We start from the raw sequence: 18,397 nt of genomic DNA, 5'->3' as shown, positions 1-18,397 counted from the left end.
GGTGGATAGCCACTGCCCCCATTGCGGAGCCGATCAGCCCGATCGCGTGGAGCGGTTCGGCTTGATCGTCCAGCGCGATCCGGGGGCAGTCTATTGGAAGGGCATCCGGTACCACCGGCCGCCCGGCGAGGTGGAGACACTTTACCACCTCGTCCGGCGCGGACGGGCCTCGCATCTCACCCTCGCCATGCTGACGGTAGGAGAGGATGCTGAGACCGATGTGGCCAAGGTGCGGATATGCCGACTGCGGCGCTGGCTGCGCAGCCTGGGCGGCGAGGTGACCATCTCCACCGAGCGCGGGTGGGGATATGTGTTGGAGCAAGCGCCCAGCGTTTAACGCCCGGTCACCCCATGAGGGCCAGCCGGGCCGACACTGCCATTTCCCGGAACTTGGCTTGCCAGAACGCTCCCGCCTCGCTCCACGGCGTCGAGATCTCGAACTCGCCCATGCGGCTGTCCCACAGCTTCTCGGCGAGATATTCGATCAGCGCCTGATCGTCGTTGCTGGTGCAGAGGCGGCAGCGGGCCATGGCGAATCTCTTGAATATTTGTTCTCGTTACGTTCCATAACATAATGCGCCGCCACCATCGAATCGTCGTCGAGCTATCCGTCCAGATCCTGCGCCAGGCGATGACTGATAGCGGCGAGCGTCGGTGCGACACGATCCCGGTCCGCCTCGCCCTCCGCTGCCTGCTCCCCCACTGCCCCGAGCGCTGGCCGCTGACGACGTTCTGGGAATCGGCCGGGCAGTCGAATGAGATCGGGCGCGCCCAGGGCGTGACGGCGGCGTTCAACGGGATCGTGCGCCAGCTGCGCCGAACTGGCGTGTGGAGCGACCTTGATTAACGCAAATAACGATGGCGCAGATGGCAAAGCATCTCTTTCTGCGGATCATCCCAAAGTTGGCGACACGCCAATAGTCCTTCGGGATAACAAAATTTATTTTTAGGGGCTTGCGCTTCGTAGACCTCGCAGACATCCACGCGTCTCACCGATTACGTGGCAAATGTAAGCTGCAATTCGTCGCAACCTACCCCCTCCCCGTGCTTTAGAACCCTTGCGGTGCCTTTTGGGATTTTCCACTATCGCTGTGAAAGTACTGGCCATTTGGCCGCATTTCCCCGAAGCCGCACCTCAGTTTTCCAGACAGGCGGTGCGGCTTCGGCAACATAAGCCCCGAAAGGCGTCGTTGATGGGATGGGTGGAGCTTACGCCGCTGCCACCCCATGGTCAACGAACCTTTCGGTCACACCGAAGGTTGCAACATGACCACCCAATACGAACTCGTCCCCCACACCTATCAGGGGGCCCTTGTCCAGCAGCGCGCCGACGATGGTTACATCAACGCAACGGCCATGTGTAAGGCGGCCGCAAAGGAGTGGTCGCACTACGCTGCAAACGCGTCGACAAAGGCATTCCTGGGGGCGCTAGAGGGGTCCCTCGGAATTCCGAGGGACCCCATCGTCCAATCAATCACCGTCGGCGCTAATGACGCACGGGGAACCTGGGTCCACCCGCAGGTCGCCATTCATTTGGCGCAGTGGCTGTCGCCAGAATTTGCCGTCAAGGTGACGGAATGGGTCTACGAATGGATGTCGGGGAAGCGCCCTTCCGACCGGCCATGGGCGCAATTCCAGGACCGGGTGTCACTCGTCTATGACAGCGTACCCCTGGGGTACTTCTGCGTTTTCCGAGAGATCGCGGATCTGATTGCGTCGCTGATATCGAACGGGGCGGATCCGGGCACCCGTATGCTTCTCGACATCAGTGTCGGCTGGCATTGGGGCACCCATTGGACAAAGACGCGGTTGGACATAAAGTATGGTCCGCGCGCATCCTTTCCGCACAATTACCCGCCCTATTTCCCTCAGGCGATGTCCAACCCGCAACCAGCAAAGTGCTATCCTGAGGATGCACTTCCCGCTTTCCGCAAATGGATGCGAGAAGTCTATGTTCCCCTCAAGATGCCCGCGTACCTAAGGGACCAAGTAGCGCAGGGCAAACTAGCCGCCCCCATCGCTAACAACGCTCTGGCCGCCCTTGCGCAGCGAGACGCCGGTAGGGCGAACCTTATGATCGGCCGCTGAAGAAGGGCGCGGGTCGAGCTTCGGCCCGCGCCTCTCTGATTTGCCTCCTTCAGATGACGCCCATCACGTAGCCGACTGCGCCCCAGGCGGCGGCTGCCATGCCGGAAACTGCCAGCACGGTGAACCCCCCGAATTCCAGCCACACCCCTACCCGCTCCCATCGGCTGGGCGGAGGCCCATCACGTGGGCGCATGGGCATGGGAAGCGGGTCAGATCGGCGGTCTCGTCGCATGTCTGACCCTACCGAGCTAGGACCCCGCGGGCATGAGACCGAATCAGGAACAGTGCGTACTTTTTCAAATCGACTGCGTACTCTCTGTTGACACCGCGACGAAAACCGCAGAAATGCGCCGCTCCCACGCATCGAGGCGCGATGGCGGAGTGGTGACGCAGAGGACTGCAAATCCTTGCACCCGGGTTCGATTCCCGGTCGCGCCTCCAGATTTTCCTGACATTCGGATGATTTGGCTGGCCCTGCGGGGCGGGCCGCACCTGTGCCGTGCGGCGATTCGGTCGTCTCACGTCGGATCACCCTCTCCCCCTGAAAAGCGGTGGACCCGGCCCCGGCGCCATGCCTAAGTCGCGTCCTTGTTGGCGCGAAGGGGAATATCATGCGGTTTCTGGCGATGACGGCGGCGGTAGCGCTGGTCACCACGGCGATGCAGCCGGTCGCGGCGCAGACCACTCCCAAGCGTCAGGCTGCCCAAACGCCGGTCGAATATGACATCGCCTTCCCCCGCGCCCAGCATCATGAGGCGCAGGTCAGCGTCACCTATCGCGGGCTGCCCTCCAAACCCATCCGCTTCCAGATGGCCCGCTCCTCGCCCGGCCGCTATGCGCTGCACGAGTTCGCCAAGAACGTCTATTCGGTGTCCGCCGTCGACGGCGCGGGCAAGCCGCTGACCGTCGAGCGGACCGATCCTTACGGTTGGACCGTGGGCGGCCATGACGGCACGGTGACGGTGCGCTATACGCTGTTCGGTGACCGTGGCGACGGCACCTATGCGCAGATCGACCCGACCCATGCCCGGCTGAACATCCCCGCGACCTTCCTGTGGGCGGTCGGGCAGGACGCACGGCCGATCCGTGTCCGCTTCCACCCGCAAGCCGGGTGGAAGATCGCCACGCAGCTCGCCCCGACGAACGACCCGACCGTCTTCACCGCGCGCGACCTGCAATATTTCATGGACAGCCCCGTCGAGCTGTCGGCTTGGGACGAGCGCCACTGGACCGTCGCGAACGGGGCGAAGACCTACACGATCCGCCTGACCGTCCATCATGACGGCAGTGCCGCCGATCTCGACCGTTTTGCCGCGATGGCGCAGAAGGTCACTGCACAGCAGATCGCGATCTTCGGCGAGACGCCCGCCTATGATTACGGCACCTATACTTTCCTGGCCGATTACATGCCGCAGATCAGCGGCGACGGCATGGAGCATCGCAACTCGACGGTGATCAGCCAGGCGCGCTCGCTGGCGGCGGGCAAATTCTCGCAGATCCAGACGCTCAGCCACGAATTCTTCCACAGCTGGAATGTCGAGCGGATCCGCCCGGCCGAGCTGGAGCCGTTCGATTTCACCCGCGCCAATGCCACGCCCTCGCTTTGGCTGGCCGAGGGCTTCACCCAATATTACGGACCGCTCGCGGTGGTCCGCGCGGGCGAGCTGCCGGTCGAGGATTATGTCGCCCAGCTGTCGGGCACGCTGAACGCGCTCATCAATTCCCCGGCGCGGCGCTATGGCGGACCGCAGGAAATGAGCCTGCGCGCGCCCTTCGTCGATGCGGCGCAGTCGATCGACCCGACCAACCCGAACATCTTCTTCTCCTATTATCCCTATGGCGCGGTCATCGCGTTGGCGCTGGACATGGAGTTGCGGCAGCGTTTCCCGCAGCTGACGCTGGACGATTACATGCGCCAGCTCTGGCGCAGCTTCGGCAAACCCGAGCGCAGCTATCGCCCCGACGATCTGCGCATCGCGCTGGGGCAGGTGACGGGCGATCAGGCTTTTGCCGACCGCTTCTTCGCACGCAGCATCACCGCCAGCGGCCTGCCCGATTTCGCGCCGCTGCTCGCCCAGGCCGGGCTGACCCTACGCAAGGCGAACCCGAATGCGGCCTGGGCTGGCGGGATGCCGGGTCCGCTCGACGGCGGTATGGCGCTGACTGTGCCGACCCTACCAGGCACACCGCTCTATGAGGCGGGGCTCGACAAGGGCGACCGGATCGTCAGCGTCGATGGCCGCCCGCTGGCCGACCAGCAGGCCTGGACCGCGATGCTGGCACGTCATGCGCCCGGCGACCGCCTGCCCATCGTCTATCGCCAGCGCGGCGGCGAGCGCAGCGCCACCCTGACGCTGGCCGCCGATCCTACCATCGAAGTGGTCCCGAACGAAAAGATCGGCCAGCCGCTGACGCCGGAGCAGACGCGCTTCCGCCAGTCCTGGCTGGGGCCGCGTCCCGTCCCGACGCCCCTCTCACCTGTTCCGCCCTCGCAATGATTCTGAGGCGAGACGGGAACGCCACGGCGCCCTAAAGGGTTTATCCATGTGAAGATTTCGGGGGGCGCCGGAGGTTACGGCACTTGCGGAGGGGAGGACGCCATGCGAATGCGCGTCATGGAGCCAGATTTCGTGCACGATACAGAAATTCCGAGTCATCTGGCCGCTTATCTGGACCAGTCCCCCATCGCTTTGGCTTTGGCCGATGCGCGCGATGACAATCCGCTGATTTTCATCAATCACGGCTTTCGCGAACTGACCGGCTATACCAGCGAAGATGTCGTCGGGCAGAATTGCCGGATGCTTCAGCGCGATGCCGACAATGAAGAGGCGCGCGAGCGTATCCGCGAATTCCTGGCCAATGATCGTCAGGTGAACGTCCGCACCATGCTGATCAATTTCCGTAAGGACGGCTCGCCCTTCGTCAATCTGCTCTACATGTCGAAGCTGCGCCAATTGGGCGGTGAGATGCCCTATATCTTCGCGTCGCAATTCGACGTCAGCCGCTCCCAGCCCGAACGACTGGCCGCCTATGACGCGGAACTGGGCCGCACCCTGGGCAAGCTGACCCCGATCCTGGCGGAAAGCGGCATCGTACTGGAGGGATCGCTGACCGCGATCGCCAACACCGCCGCCACCATCGCCCAGGCCAAGCTCACCTTGTCGGACCTCGACCGGGCCGCCTTTCCGTGAGCGCGGACGCAGAGGCTCCGCAGACCGCCCCCCATCAGGATAGCACCGCGAAAGACGGGATCGCCCCGGTGCCCGTGGTCGGCATCGGCGCGTCGGCGGGCGGGCTGGAGGCCCTGCGCGAGATGCTGACCCCGGCGCGCGCGCCGACCGGCATGGCGTTCGTCGTCGTCCAGCATCTCGACCCCAATCACGAATCCATGCTGGCCCAGTTGCTCGACCGGCATACCAATCTGGAAGTGCGCCAGTGCGAGGGGCTGGAGCGGATCGAGGCCGACCGCGTCTATATCATTCCGCCCGGCCGGGGCCTGGCCATTCGCGGCGGCGTGCTGGAGCTGACCGACTTCGTCCAGCCGCGGGGGCTGCGTCGCCCGATCGACGACTTCTTCCTGTCGCTGGCCAGCGACCAGCAGGCCAATGCCGCCTGCGTCATCCTGTCGGGCACCGGCGCGGACGGCACCACGGGGCTGCGCGCGATCAAGGAAAATGGCGGGGTCAGCGTCGTCCAGAAGCCGGAAAGCGCCCGTTATGACGGGATGCCCCTGTCGGCGGTCGGCACCGGGCTCGTCGATTTCGTCAAGCATCCCGGCGAGATCCTCGACTGCCTCCATGCCTTCTTCGCGCGCCGCTCCGGCGATCCCAAGGAGCAGGAAGCCGAGGTCGTCGCCGACCATATCGACGATATGTGCCGGGTGCTGCGCAACGCGGTCGGCCATGACTTTTCGGGCTATAAGCGTACGACGCTGGTCCGCCGGGTCGAGCGGCGGATGCACGTGCTCGGCATCGGCACCGGCTCGGCCTATCTGGCGCGGGTCAAGAGCGATGCGGACGAGTGCGAGGCTCTGTTCCGCGACCTGCTGATCAACGTCACCCGTTTCTTCCGCGATGCCGAACTGTTCGAGACGCTGCGCACCAAGGCGGTCGAGCCGCTGACGCGCGGGCGCGATCCGGACGAGGACATCCGTGTCTGGATCCCCGGCTGCTCCAGCGGCGAGGAAGCGTACAGCATCGCGATGCTGTTCGCCGAGGCCGCACGCGAAACCGGACAGCCGCTGGCGGTGCAGATCTTCGCGACCGACATCGACGAACAGATGCTCCAGATCGCGCGCGAGGGCAGCTATCCCGCCTCCGCCATGGCCGACATTCCGGCCCATTTGCGCGAACGCTATACCATGCCGCACGCCGAGCGATTCAGCATCGCCGCGCCGATCCGCGACATGATCCGCTTTTCCAACCACAGCCTGGTCAAGGATCCGCCCTTCTCGCGGATCGACCTGGTGTCGTGCCGCAACCTGCTGATCTATTTCGACGATCGGTTGCAGCAATCGGTGCTGCCGCTGCTCCATTATGCGCTGCGGCCCGGCGGCTGTCTCTTCCTGGGGCCGTCCGAAAGCGTCGGGCGGTTCGATCACCTGTTCCCCGCGATCGACGGCCATGCCCGGCTGTTCGAGTGGTCGCCCGGCTCCCCCTCCTACCCCATCGACCTGCCCGGCGGCATGAGCCGCAGCCCGCGTCGGCGCGGCGAGCGGGGCGAGCGCGACGGGGGTACGCCCAGCGGCGACGAGAGCACGGCGATGCGCCGCATCGTCGACCGCTATTCGCCGCCCAGCATGGTGGTGGACCAGGACGGCGGCATCCTGGCCGCGTTCGGTCGGCTGAGCCGCTATTTCAACTTCCCCGTGACCCGTGCGGGCGGATCGAGCGCGATCACGCTCGCCCGCCCCGGCCTGCGCGAGGTGATCGGCCCGATGCTCCGCCAGGCCCGCGACGCGCGCAAGCGGATCGCGGCGCCCGACGTGGCGGTGACGACCGAGTTCGGCGTGCAGAAGGTCGAGGTGATCTGCGATCCTTTGACCGACGGATCGCTGCTGTTCTTGTTCCGCGACTCCGCGCCGTTCAGCCCGGTCGAGGCGAGCGACCTCGCCGATTTGGAGCCGGGCGACGACCATATCGAGGCGCTGGAGGACGAACTGCGCCTGACCCGCCACCGGCTGCGCTCGACGGTCGAGGAGCTGGAGACGGCGAATGAGGAGCTGAAAAGCTCCAACGAAGAAATGATGTCGATGAACGAGGAGCTTCAATCGACCAACGAGGAATTGTCGACCGTCAATGACGAGCTGAAGACCAAGGTCGACCAGCTGACCGTCGCCAATTCCGACCTGCGCAATTTCTTCGAATCGACCGATCTCGCGGTGGTCGTGCTCGACCGCAACTTGCGCATCCGCAGCTATACCGAGGCGGCACGGGCCATCTTCCCGTTGCAGCCCAGCGACCGGGGGCGGTTGCTGGCCGATGTCTCGACCCGGCTGGCGACCACCGACTATCTCGACGGCGCGGCGCAGGTCGCGGGCGGCGGCGCCTCGATGCAGCAGCGGGTGACGACGCGCGACGGCGGGCGCACCCTGTCGCTGCGCGTTCTGCCCTATCGTACACAGGGTGACGGGATCGACGGCGCGACGTTGGTCCTGACCGACATCACCGACGCGCTGAGCCTGGAGCGCGAGCTGGCCGCCGAGCGCGAGCGGCTGGACCTGGCGATCAAGGCAGGCGGCATCGGCGTATGGGAATATCGCGGCGGCACCGGCGAGATCTTCCTGGACGAAACCGGCCGCCACCTGTTCGGCTTCGACCCCCAGGACAGCGCGGACCAGGTGCATCAGGTCTTCGACCGGATCGTCCCCGAGGACCGGCCCGGCGTCGAGCTGGCGCTGGCCGAGGCGATGGCCGGGCGCGGCGATTTCGAGATGACGTTCCGGCTCGACCTGAACGGCAAGGAACGCTGGATCAAGGGCTTCGGCCGGGTCGTGACCGCCTCGGCACCGCACCGGATGGTCGGCGTGTCGATCGACGTCACCGCCGAATATGCCATCGCCGAGACGCGCGAGCTGATGCTGCGCGAGATGAACCACCGGGTGAAGAACCTGTTCGCGATCATCTCCGGCATCGTCTCGGCGGCGTCGCGCTCGCATGACGACGTGACCGAGATGGCCGACGATGTGCGCGAGCGGATCGCCACCCTGGGCCGCGCCCATTCGCTCGCCTCGCCCGCGGGCGAGCAGCAGGCGATCCCGTTGGCTGCGCTGGTCGACGCGACGATCGCCCCCTATCGCGGCCAGTCGACCATCACCATCGACGGACCGCCGCTGCTGGTCGACCGCCGCTGCCTGTCACCGCTGGCGCTGATCCTGCACGAATGGGCGACCAACTCCGTCAAGTACGGCGCGCTGGCCCAACCTTCGGGCGAATTGTCGGTCGGCTGGACGCTGGCGGACGGCAAGTTGCGGCTCGACTGGTCCGAGACCGGCGGCCAGTTGCCCGACGATAGCAATGCCAAGGGCTTCGGCACAGTGCTCGTCCAGACTTCTTCACGCCAATTGGGGGCGGAGCTGGAGCGCAAAAGCCTCGATGGGCGTTTCCTCCTCAGCCTCACCTTGCCGGAGACGGTGCTCTCGCATGACTAAAACCATTTTGCTGGTCGAGGACGAGTTCTTCGTCGCGCTGGATCTCCAGTCCATCATCGAGGATGGCGGCTATCAGGTGGACGGCCCCTATGTCAGCGTCGAAGACGTGCTGGCGCATCTGGACGGCGACAAGCCCGAACTGGCCTGCGCGATCCTGGACGTCCGCCTGCGCGACGGCGAAGTCTTCCCGGCGGCCGAGCGGCTGCACGAGGCGGGCGTGCCGCTGATCTTCCATTCGGGCCATGCCGACGAACATGCGCTGCAATCGCGCTATCCGGGCGCGGCGGTGTGCGGCAAGCCGTGTTCGCCGTCCCTGCTCCGGCGGACCCTGTCGATGGCGGTGTCGGGACCGGCCGAAGGGGACCGGGCGGCGGGTTAGATGGGGGCGTCAGGCTCGGTGAGACACCCTGCCCTCCCCCGACCCAGTTTCAGGTAAACGATGCCCTGCATCGTTTAGGTCATGCCGGGGGCATGACCGACCTGAAACTCGCTTGCGGGAGGGGAGTAATTTTCATCCTACCTTCGCCAAACCACCTCTCCCCTCCCGCAAGCGGGAGGGGTCGGGGGAGGGAAAGGGGTCTCACCGAGACCAACCCCCTCAATCAAACGCCCCCCGCCCCATCCGCCCCGTCGCGCGCAAAAGCGCCGCCTGCGCCGTCAACACATCGACCTGCGCCCGGGCCACCGCCAGCTGCGCCGCGCGATAGCTCTGGTCGGCCACCAATATGTCGATCGTCGAGCGCAGGCCGAAGCCATATTCGGCCCGCACGCCCTTCAGCGCCAGATCGGCCGCCTTCAGCCCCTCCGCACTCGCGGTCAGCCTTCCTTGCGCGGCGGTGAGCGAGGCCCAGGCCGAGTCGGCCGCCCGCACCACGCCCCGCGCCACGGCATCCGCATCGAAGCGCTCCGCCCGCCGCACCGCCTCCGCCTGCCGCACGCGCGAGGAAACGAGGCCGCCGGTCAGCAACGGAATACGCAGCGCCAGCCCGGCATTGGCGGCACTGTCGAAGCCGTTCGTCCGCCCTCCCGCCCATTGCACGCCGCGCCCATAGCCCCCGGCCAGATCGACCGCCGGAGCGCCATCCGCGCGCGCCTGATCGATCCGCGCGGTGGCGGCATCCACCCGGCGCTGCTGGGCGAGAAGCAGCGGGTTGCCCGCCTCCGCCGCCGCGCGTGCATCGGTCAGTGTGCGCGGCAGGGCGGCGGGGGTCGCGATCGTCGCGTCCAGTATCCCTGCGTCACGCCCCACGATCGCGCGGTACGCCGCCGCCGCCGTTGCTGCCGCGCCCTCGGCATCGACCAGATTGGAGACGACGCTGGCCCGCTGCGCCTCCAGTTGCGCGACGTCGGTCCGCGTCGCCTGCCCCAGGCCGTAGCGGGACTTGGCCTCGGCCACCTGGCTGTCGAGCCGCTCGATCCCGACCCGCGCGACCTCGACCGCCTGCTGGGTATAGAGCAGATCGGCATAGGCGCCGACCACCCGCTCCAGCACATCGGCCTCGACATCGCGTAAGGCTTCGCCCCCCGCCGCAACATCGCCCTTCGCCGCCCGTACTGCCGAGGACACCCGCCCGCCGGTCCAGATCGGCAGGCTCGCGTTGACGCCCCCCAGCGCCGAGGTCGCCCCCGTCCGCGTGCCGGTGCCGTCATAGCCCAGCCGGTCGTACCCCGCATTGCCCGTCGCCCCCGCCGTCAGCCGCCCGGCGGCGCGGGCCTGATTGGGGGTTTCCGCCAGCGCATCCTGCCGGGCGCGTGCGGCGGCAAGTTCGGGATTGCCCTCCCACGCCGCCGCCATCGCCTCCCGCAGCGTCTCGGCCGAGACGGGAGCGGCGGCGACCAGAGCCACCCCCATCAGCCACCACCGCCTAGTCATGGCGCAATGCCCAGGCGGGTGCGGCGCGGCTGGCCTTGAGCGACTGGCCCAGCACGGTCAGCACCGCGATGGTCAGCGCCAGCGCCGTGGCGGCCACGAAATAGAGCGGCGACAGGGACACGCGGTCGTCGAACCCCGCCAGCCACGTCCGCATCGCGACATAGGCCAGCGGCCAGGCCACCAAGTTGGCGATCAGGACTGGGCGCAGGAACTGCCCGACCAGCAGCTTGACGATATCGGTGGCCGACGCGCCCAGCGTCTTGCGGATACCGATCTCCTTCACCCGCCGCTGCGTATTGAACGAGGCCAGGCCCCAGAGCCCGACGCAGCCGATCAGGACCGCGAGCCCCGCACCGATGCCGAAGAGACGAGTCGCGCGGTCGTCGGCTTCGTAAAACTCCTCCAGCTTGGTGTCGGCGGTCTTTCCGTTGAAGGGGACGTTGGGCACCATCTGCTGCCACAAATTCCGTACCGCCGCCATCATCGCGCGGGGATCGCCCTGGAAGCGGATCGAAGCCACCGCACCGGCTATCGAATTTTCCGGCTTGGCGTCATACACATAATAGGTCGCGTCATTAGGTACGCGCGGCGAGAAGAAACGCATATCGTCGATCACGCCGATGATCGTGCGCGGTCGGTCCCCACCCACCGTCTTGCCCACGGCTTCCTGTGCGGTGCGGAAGCGCAGGGTCGGAAGCGCCTGACGATTGATGATGATCGCCCTGGGCTGACCCTTCTCAACAGTCTGAGAGTCATCGCCACGATGCGCGTCGTCGAAGAAGCGTCCCGCCAACAACCGGGTCCCATAAACCTTGAAGAAGCCCGGCCCCACCTCGATCCGGCGAAGCGACGGGCCCTCCCCCGGCACGCCGGGCAGGGGAACATTGTCGGCATTGTTGTCTCCGCCGCCGCCCACGCCGCTATCGGCCATGGCGACGGACGACACTTTCGGAAGCCGTCGCATGGCCTCCATCACGGCGCGACGACGTGGTGCATCGACGAGGGAGTCGCTGATCGACGTGACGGTCAGCAATCCATCACGGCGAAAACCCAGATCGGTCGAACGAAGATGTCGGGTTTGCGCGACCAGAATCAGCGTCCCGATCATGAACGCGATCGCTAAACCGAACTGAAAGATGACCAGCGCCTCACGGATACGGGCCCCCGCACGGCCGCCACCCGGTGCCCGAGCCGAGGCCAGGACGCTCGCAGCCGGGAAACGCGACAGGAGAACCGCAGGATAGGCGCCCGCGAGCAAGCCGACCATCACGGTCAGCACCGCCAACGCCGGAAGGATGACGATATAGGGAATGGTGAGGTCCAGTCCTCCCGCCGCGTTGATCATCGGGAGGCCAAGCTCGGCCAGTATCAATCCCCCCAACGCAGCGATCGCGACGGTTAGGATCGCTTCGCCAAGAAATTGCGAAACCAAGGCCGATCGACTGGCCCCAAGCACCTTGCGCATCGCCACTTCTCGGGCCCGCAGGCCCGACCGCGCAGTCGCGAGATTCACATAGTTCACGATGGCGATGATCAGCGTCAGGATACCCACCAGACCCAGCGTCACCATGGTCAGCTTGCGGCTGGCACTTTCCTTACCTTGCGGTTCCAGATGCATCCTGGTGATAGGCATGACAGTGATGCCCAGCGACTTGGACGCATCCTTGCCCATGTCGGTCAGCGCGCGGCGATCGACGAAAGACGGCATCTTGGCGACAAACGCCCGCGCCGCCTCGGGCGTGTCGAATTTCAGGAAAGTCTGCAGCGATGAGCTGCCCCAATGATACCACCATTTCTTGCTCGAAGCCGGCGGCGTGCGGGGAAGCGGCAGTAGGATCGCGAATTCGTTGATCTCGGTATTCTTGGGCAGATCCTTGAAGACACCCGCGACCCGATACGTGCCGATATCGTCGGTCGCCAGCTTGATCGTCTGGCCGACCGGGTTGGACGATCCAAAATATTTACGCGCGGTCGTTTCGTTCAGAAACGCGTTGGTCGGGGTGTTCAGGCCGTCGCTGCTGCCGCTGACCAGGGGCAGGCCGATGATGCCGAAGAAATTGGCATCGACTTGGACGATATTCTCGGCCGTTGCGACCTGTCCCTTGATGACACTGCCACCCGCGCCGCGAATTCGCGTGCCCTGGACGCCGGGAAAGTCGTCGCGCAGTTGTTCGAGTAGGCCGCCCATCGTCCAGTTGCTGGCACCGTTGAAGGGGCTTTCCGGCATGTTCCAGACCGACTGGGCGACGTAGATCTTATCATATCCCGGCAGCCATTTCTCATACCCCGTCTCGAACCGGACATAGAGGCTGAGCACTAGGAAGACGCCGATGCCGACCGCCAGGCCACCTATATTGAGCGCGGCATAGAGCTTGTGGCGCACAAGCGAGCGATAGAGCGACAGAAGCGCGAAGCGGTTCATGGTTGCATGCCCCCGGACAAGACGGTCATCGACCGCAGGCGATGCGGGCAAGCCCGCTTTTGGCGACGGTGCAGCGGGGATTTCCCTCGACGCTGACATTCGCCATCCCGCTGGCGCTCACATTCGCCTGTTCGGCGGCCCCGGCGCGCACATGGGCCGTGCCGCTGGCACCGATCGTGACCTGGGGTGCGGACAGGGCGCGTCCATTCACCGCGCTGGCGCCGCTGCTGTCGATGGTCAGTTGCCGCGCATTGCCGTCCGCGCGAAGGACGCTCGCCCCCGACGTGGTCAGCTTCGCACGTTCGGTGCGCAGGCTCCGTACCGTCACCTCGCTCGCCCCCGACAGGCCGAAACTCGCCACGCCGCTGTGCAGCGCCGACAGCCGAAGCAAGCTGGCGCCGCTGGTATCCGCCGCGAAAGCCGGTGTCTCGAGGGCGGGCAGGTTCATTTCCACCGCGCCGCTGAGCTTGACCGCCCTGATCGCGGGCAGCGTGACGGCGATCGCGACGCGGCGATCATGGCCGTTGCAGCTATTGCCCTTGCGGCGGATGCGCAGTGCGCCGCCGCTGATGTCGATGCGCAGCGTGTCGATATTGGCCGCCCGCCCCCTCGCCGACACGGCATAGCCGGAGCCCAGCGAGACGGTCACGATATCGCACCCGCCGACATCGATCCGGTCGAAGCCGCGAAGGTCGTAGCCGCGCGTCGTCTGCACGCTTTCCTGTGCGGGCGCGGCAGCGGCGGCGAGCGAGAACAGGGCGATGGCTGGGATCATCTTCTTCATCGGAATGTCCTTTCAGATCGCGCGCATGGCGCTGGCGACGATGCGGCCGTCGAGCATGTCGATGCGGCGCTTGGCGAGGTCGGCATGGCTGGGCGAGTGGGTCACCATCACGATGGTCGCGCCCGCATCGTTCAGCCCGGTCAGGATGTTCATCACCTGCTCGCCATTGGCGGTGTCGAGATTGCCGGTCGGCTCGTCGGCCAGGATCAGCTTGGGATCGCCGACGATGGCGCGCGCGATGGCGGCGCGCTGCTGCTGGCCGCCCGACAGCTGATGCGGGAAATGGCGCGCGCGGTGGGCGATGCCGACCTTGTCCATCGCGGCGGCCACCCGCCCCCGGCGGTCCCCCACGTCGCCGCGATAAGCGAGGCCGAGCGCGACATTCTCCTCGATGGTCAGCTCGTCGATCAGGTTGAAGCTCTGGAAGACGAAGCCCAAAGTCTCGGCGCGGAACCTGGCCAGCTGCTTCTCATCCATCGCCGCCAGGTCGCGGTCGCCGAACATGTAGCGCCCACCTGTCGGCCGATCGACCGTGCCCAGCGTGTTGAGCAGCGTCGACTTGCCGCAGCCCGACGGCCCCATGATGGCCAGGAACTCGCCCGCCGCGACATGCAGGTCGATATCGTGCAGCGCGGTCGTCTCCACCTCGTCGGAGACGTAGCGGCGCTGAATGCCTTCCAGTCGGATCATCGATCTTCCCCCTTATCGGATGTTCAGGATGTCGCCCTTCACGGACGCGGTGTTGCTGATGACGATGCGCTCGCCGGGATTGAGGCCGGAGAGGATCTCCACCTGTTCGGGATTGCGGCGGCCGATGCGGACGGCGCGGCGGCGGGCATGGGCGCCGTCGGGATCGAGCACGAAGGCGGAAGCCCCTCCCGCCTCCAGCCAGCCGCCGACCGGCGCCACCACCGCGCGGCTCGCCGCGCCCAGCGTGATGCGGATGTCGATCGTCTGCCCGCGATTGAGCCCGGCCGGTGCCTTGTCGAAGGTCAGTTCGACCTGGAACCGCCCGTCCTTCACCGCCGGAAGCACCTTGGACACGGTCAGCCTGGCGCCGTCCGAGCCGGTCGCCGTCTGGCCCGGCGCGACGCGGCCGAGATAATATTCGTCGACCTGCGCGACCAGCTTCCACGAGCCCTCGCTATCGACCTGCCCCGCCGGATCGCCGGGCTTCAGCGTCTGGCCGGGCTGGATGGTGAAGTTGGTCAGCCGCCCACCGGCAGGCGCACGGATGGTCAGCGCCTCGAGCCCCGCGCGTACCGCCGCCAGATTGCCCGACAGCCTTACTTGCGTGTCGTTCAGCCGTGCGGACTGGGTGGCGGTGATCCGCGCCTCGGTGGCGCGGCCGGACTTGAGCTGAGCAAGGCGCTTTTCCTGATAGGCGGCCTCCTCCTCGAAGCTCTTCACGCCTGCGTCCGACAGAAAGCCCTGATCGTGCAGCTGGCGGCGAATGCCCAGGTCGCGCCGCGCCTTGATGAGGTCATATTCGGCCTGCGCCACCTGCCCGGCCCGGTCGAGCTTGTTACGCTCGATCCCCAGCCCCTCGCTCGCCACGCCGCCCAGCTGGCTGGCGATCTGTGCTTCGCGGGTCAGCACGTCGAGCTTCAGCTGCGGATTGGCGAGCGTGGCCAGCGGCTGTCCCGCGCTGACCATCTGCCCATCCTGGGCCAGCAGCTTTTCCACCTGCCCGCCCGACAGCACGCCGACCAAAGTGGTGATGCGCGGCGTGACGGTGGCACGGACGGGCAGATAATCGTCGAATGCGGCGCGCGTGACCTCGCCCGTTTCGATATTGGCGGCGGCGATATCGGTCGATCCGGCGGCAGGCAGCAGCCGCCAGATCAGCACCGCGCCGATCGCCAGCAAGACGGCGATCACCACCGGGCGGCGACGCCACCAGGGCACGGCCTTGCGCGCGATTACGCGGTCCATTCCCGCCCCCGGTGAAGCGCTTGCGTGTACGGGCTGTTCGGTCATCATGGATGGAGTGTCACCCCGAACGGGCGAAAAACCTAAACCCCTATGAATACGCCATTTTCATCCATCCCGGCCGAATCCGACCGTTCGTGTCCGGACGCACCGTCCGGAAATGGACGGTCTGGGGATGCGTCAAGCCCGCCATCCACTGCCCTGGCGATCCTCCTGATCGACGACAATCCGCGTATCGCCGAATCGCTGGCCATCGCGATCGATCTGGCGGGGCATAGGCTGGACGTGGCGCAGGGGCCGGAGGATGGCTTTTCGCTTCTGGCGGCCCGCCGCTACGACGCGATCCTGCTCGACCTCAACTATGCCGCCGGGCGAACGGACGGGGCGGAGGGACTGGCGATGCTCGACCGGCTGCTCGCCGATGATCCGGGTGTGTGCATCATCGTCATCACCGCGCATAGCGGCATCCGGCTGGCCGTGACGGCGATGCAGGCGGGCGCGCGTGACTTCGTGATGAAGCCGTGGCGCAATGCCGAGCTGATCGCCAAGATCGAACTGGCTGCGCGTCGCCGCGCCGCGCCGCGCGATCATGTCGCAGCCGAAGGCGCCGCCGAACCCGCCCGCCTGCTGGGCGACAGCCCCGCCATCGCGCGTGTCCGCGACCTGATCCGCCGTGTCGGCCCGACCATGGCGGGTGTCGTCGTGACCGGGCCATCGGGCGCGGGGCGCGGCCTGATCGCCGCCGCGCTCCATGCCGCCTCCCATGCGGCCGGGCGGCCGATGCAGCGGATCGACGTGCGCGATCCGCTGGCCTGGGCACGGCTGGACGGCGCCGAGAGGGGGACGAGCTGGCTGCTCCGCCATCCCGACAAGCTGGACGACGTGACACAGGCCCGGCTGCTCGACCGGTTGCGGTCGGGGGATCGCCATATCACCATCGCCGACGATCCCCGCGCGATCACACCCGCGCTGGCTCGGCGGATCGCGGCCGTGGAGATCGCAGCACCCTCGCTGGCCGAACGACAGGACGATGTGCCGCTGCTCGCCCGCCATTTCGCGCGGATCGCGGCCGAGCGGCACGGCCTGCCCGCGCCCCGCTTCACCCCCGCCGCCGAGGCGTTGCTGGCGACGGCGCACTGGCCCGACGAGGCACGCGGCCTCGCCGCCGCGATCGAGCGGGCGCTGTTGCTGGGCGAACAGGGCGTGATCGAAGCCGCGCTGCTAGCCCCACCGGTCGCCCCCAATGCGGCCCCGGCGCTTTCCCGCGGCAGTTTCGATCTGGACGAAAGCGAACGCGTGATGATCGAGGCGGCGCTGGTCGAACATCACCACAATGTCACCCAGGCGGCGCAGGCGCTGGGGCTCAGTCGCGGGGCGCTGTATCGGCGGATGGCGCGCCATGGGCTTTGACCTGTCGCGGCGACGCGCGGTCGCGGCGGGGCTGTCCGGGCTGGCGTTGACCGTCCTTGGTGCAGCAATGCTGCTGGCATGGCAGCAGGGAATGCTGGGGTCGATCCTGGGTGCGGGGCTGTGCATCGCCTGGCTGATCGGAGCCGGCTGCTGGACGGCGGCGCGGGCGGGGAGCGGGCGTCGCGATCATGAGATGACCCGCCCGGCCCCGGACGGCCCGCCGCTGGATGCGCTGTTCGACCAGATCCCGCTGCCGCTGCTCCGCGTCGATGCCGGGCGGGCGCAGGCGATCAACCGTACCAGCCGCCGCCTGTTCGCCACCGACGACCGGGTCATCCCGACCCCGCCCGCACTGCTCGACACCGGGCAGACGCAGCTGCGCCATGAAGGCAGGAGCTGGCGGATCGAGCGGGTGGCGGGCACCGGCCGTGCGCTGGTGATGCTGGTGGATATCGAGGCCGAACGCCGCGCGGCCGAGGCTCATGCCGATAACGAGATGATCGATATTCTCGGCCACGAACTCCTCAACGGCCTGTCGCCGATCGTCTCGCTGGCCGATAGCGCGCAGGTGGCGGCAGAGCGTGGTGATGCGCGGCTGCCCGGAATCCTGGCGACACTGACCCGCCGGATCGAAGGGCTGGAGCGCTTCACACGAGCGTATCGGATGCTGGCCCGGCTGCCCGATCCGGTGCGGGCCATGGTGGATATGGGGGAACTGGTCGGCGATCTGTCCCGCCTGTTCACCGAGCGCTTCGGCGACCGGGTAACGCTGTCGGTCGACATGCCCGAGGCCGCGACCGGCTGGTGCGACCGCGACCAGATGACGCAAGGGCTATGGGCGCTGCTCCACAATGCGGCCGAAGCCGCCCTGGCCGGGACGGTCACCCCGGCGGTGACGCTTGCCGTCATCAGGCAGGCGGACCGGCTGGTGATGCGCGTGTCTGATAGCGGGCAAGGCGTCCCCGCGCCGGAGCGGGCGCGAATTTTCCGTCCCTTCCACACCACCAAGCCGGAGGGTTCGGGCATCGGCCTGACGCTGGCCCGCCGGATCGCGCAGGGACATGGGGGTGAGTTGAGCCTGCTGCCTGTGGCGGTGACGACGTTCGAATGGGTGGTGCCGCACGACCCACTTTCCTCCCCTGCAAGCGGAGGTGGCAGCGCGCAGCGCTGACGGAGGGGTGTTCCGCTATCGAGCGGGGGGACACCCCTCCGTCAGCTTTGCTGGTCCCCCTCCCCGTG

15 protein-coding genes and 1 tRNA gene are annotated in these 18,397 nt (G+C 66.9%); 10 read left to right on the top strand and 6 right to left on the bottom strand.

Annotation, left to right across the window (positions count from 1 at the left end; all coding sequences use genetic code 11):
- Position 1: 1 nt before the first annotated feature.
- On the top strand, positions 2-337 hold the full coding sequence (locus ACWKSV_RS01470) for a hypothetical protein (RefSeq protein ID WP_380772950.1): 336 nt from the start codon (positions 2-4) through the stop codon (positions 335-337).
- Positions 338-344: 7 nt separating this feature from the next.
- Here ACWKSV_RS01470 and ACWKSV_RS01465 read toward each other — a convergent pair whose 3' ends face one another.
- Positions 345-530: a hypothetical protein gene (locus ACWKSV_RS01465; RefSeq protein WP_184106485.1), complete on the bottom strand. Its 186-nt coding sequence runs from the start codon at positions 528-530 to the stop codon at positions 345-347.
- A 44-nt stretch (positions 531-574) separates the two neighbouring features.
- Between ACWKSV_RS01465 and ACWKSV_RS01460 the strand changes: the two genes are divergently transcribed.
- The 7 genes from ACWKSV_RS01460 to ACWKSV_RS01430 all read left to right on the top strand — a co-directional run bounded on the left by ACWKSV_RS01460 (position 575) and on the right by ACWKSV_RS01430 (position 9,116).
- On the top strand, positions 575-847 hold the full coding sequence (locus ACWKSV_RS01460) for a hypothetical protein (protein ID WP_184106484.1): 273 nt from the start codon (positions 575-577) through the stop codon (positions 845-847).
- Between the two features lie 380 nt (positions 848-1,227).
- Positions 1,228-2,088, top strand: coding sequence for a KilA-N domain-containing protein (locus ACWKSV_RS01455; protein WP_184106483.1), 861 nt, complete (start codon positions 1,228-1,230; stop codon positions 2,086-2,088).
- Positions 2,089-2,455: 367 nt separating this feature from the next.
- Positions 2,456-2,529 (top strand) — tRNA-Cys (locus tag ACWKSV_RS01450).
- 170 nt (positions 2,530-2,699) lie between these two features.
- Positions 2,700-4,586 (top strand): M61 family metallopeptidase, encoded by a 1,887-nt coding sequence (locus ACWKSV_RS01445; RefSeq protein ID WP_076715612.1) that lies wholly within the window; start codon positions 2,700-2,702, stop codon positions 4,584-4,586.
- A gap of 132 nt (positions 4,587-4,718) precedes the next feature.
- Positions 4,719-5,279 carry a PAS domain-containing protein gene (locus ACWKSV_RS01440; protein ID WP_237243564.1) on the top strand — a complete coding sequence of 187 codons (561 nt, stop codon included), beginning with the start codon at positions 4,719-4,721 and terminating at the stop codon, positions 5,277-5,279.
- A complete protein-coding gene (locus ACWKSV_RS01435; RefSeq protein ID WP_483666836.1) occupies positions 5,276-8,737 on the top strand; it encodes a CheR family methyltransferase in 3,462 nt (1,153 codons plus the stop codon). Before ACWKSV_RS01440 ends, ACWKSV_RS01435 begins: the two co-directional genes overlap by 4 nt.
- Positions 8,730-9,116, top strand: coding sequence for a response regulator (locus ACWKSV_RS01430; RefSeq protein ID WP_056439694.1), 387 nt, complete (start codon positions 8,730-8,732; stop codon positions 9,114-9,116). The genes ACWKSV_RS01435 and ACWKSV_RS01430 overlap by 8 nt, the downstream gene beginning before the upstream one ends.
- A gap of 219 nt (positions 9,117-9,335) precedes the next feature.
- Here ACWKSV_RS01430 and ACWKSV_RS01425 read toward each other — a convergent pair whose 3' ends face one another.
- The 5 genes from ACWKSV_RS01425 to ACWKSV_RS01405 are packed head-to-tail and all read right to left on the bottom strand — an operon-like array spanning position 9,336 to position 15,751.
- Positions 9,336-10,589: a TolC family outer membrane protein gene (locus ACWKSV_RS01425; protein ID WP_261340777.1), complete on the bottom strand. Its 1,254-nt coding sequence runs from the start codon at positions 10,587-10,589 to the stop codon at positions 9,336-9,338.
- A 13-nt stretch (positions 10,590-10,602) separates the two neighbouring features.
- Positions 10,603-13,032: an ABC transporter permease gene (locus tag ACWKSV_RS01420; protein ID WP_076715609.1), complete on the bottom strand. Its 2,430-nt coding sequence runs from the start codon at positions 13,030-13,032 to the stop codon at positions 10,603-10,605.
- Between the two features lie 25 nt (positions 13,033-13,057).
- On the bottom strand, positions 13,058-13,816 hold the full coding sequence (locus tag ACWKSV_RS01415; protein WP_076715607.1) for a GIN domain-containing protein: 759 nt from the start codon (positions 13,814-13,816) through the stop codon (positions 13,058-13,060).
- Positions 13,817-13,828: 12 nt separating this feature from the next.
- A complete protein-coding gene (locus ACWKSV_RS01410; RefSeq protein WP_056439707.1) occupies positions 13,829-14,506 on the bottom strand; it encodes an ABC transporter ATP-binding protein in 678 nt (225 codons plus the stop codon).
- Positions 14,507-14,518: 12 nt separating this feature from the next.
- Positions 14,519-15,751, bottom strand: coding sequence for an efflux RND transporter periplasmic adaptor subunit (locus tag ACWKSV_RS01405; RefSeq protein ID WP_191864819.1), 1,233 nt, complete (start codon positions 15,749-15,751; stop codon positions 14,519-14,521).
- Between the two features lie 90 nt (positions 15,752-15,841).
- On the opposite strand from ACWKSV_RS01405, the gene ACWKSV_RS01400 reads away from it, so the two are divergent.
- Together ACWKSV_RS01400 and ACWKSV_RS01395 are read left to right on the top strand one after the other, a co-directional pair.
- Complete coding sequence (locus ACWKSV_RS01400) at positions 15,842-17,158, top strand: sigma-54-dependent transcriptional regulator (RefSeq protein ID WP_083706605.1); 1,317 nt, start codon at positions 15,842-15,844, stop codon at positions 17,156-17,158.
- Positions 17,148-18,329, top strand: a complete 1,182-nt coding sequence (locus ACWKSV_RS01395) for a sensor histidine kinase (protein WP_076715604.1) — start codon at positions 17,148-17,150, stop codon at positions 18,327-18,329. Before ACWKSV_RS01400 ends, ACWKSV_RS01395 begins: the two co-directional genes overlap by 11 nt.
- Positions 18,330-18,397: the final 68 nt, after the last annotated feature.

Source organism: Sphingomonas sp. SphC10 (assembly GCF_057004845.1).
Note: the sequence above shows the minus strand (reverse complement) of the source record. Positions and strands in the feature narration are given on the sequence as shown.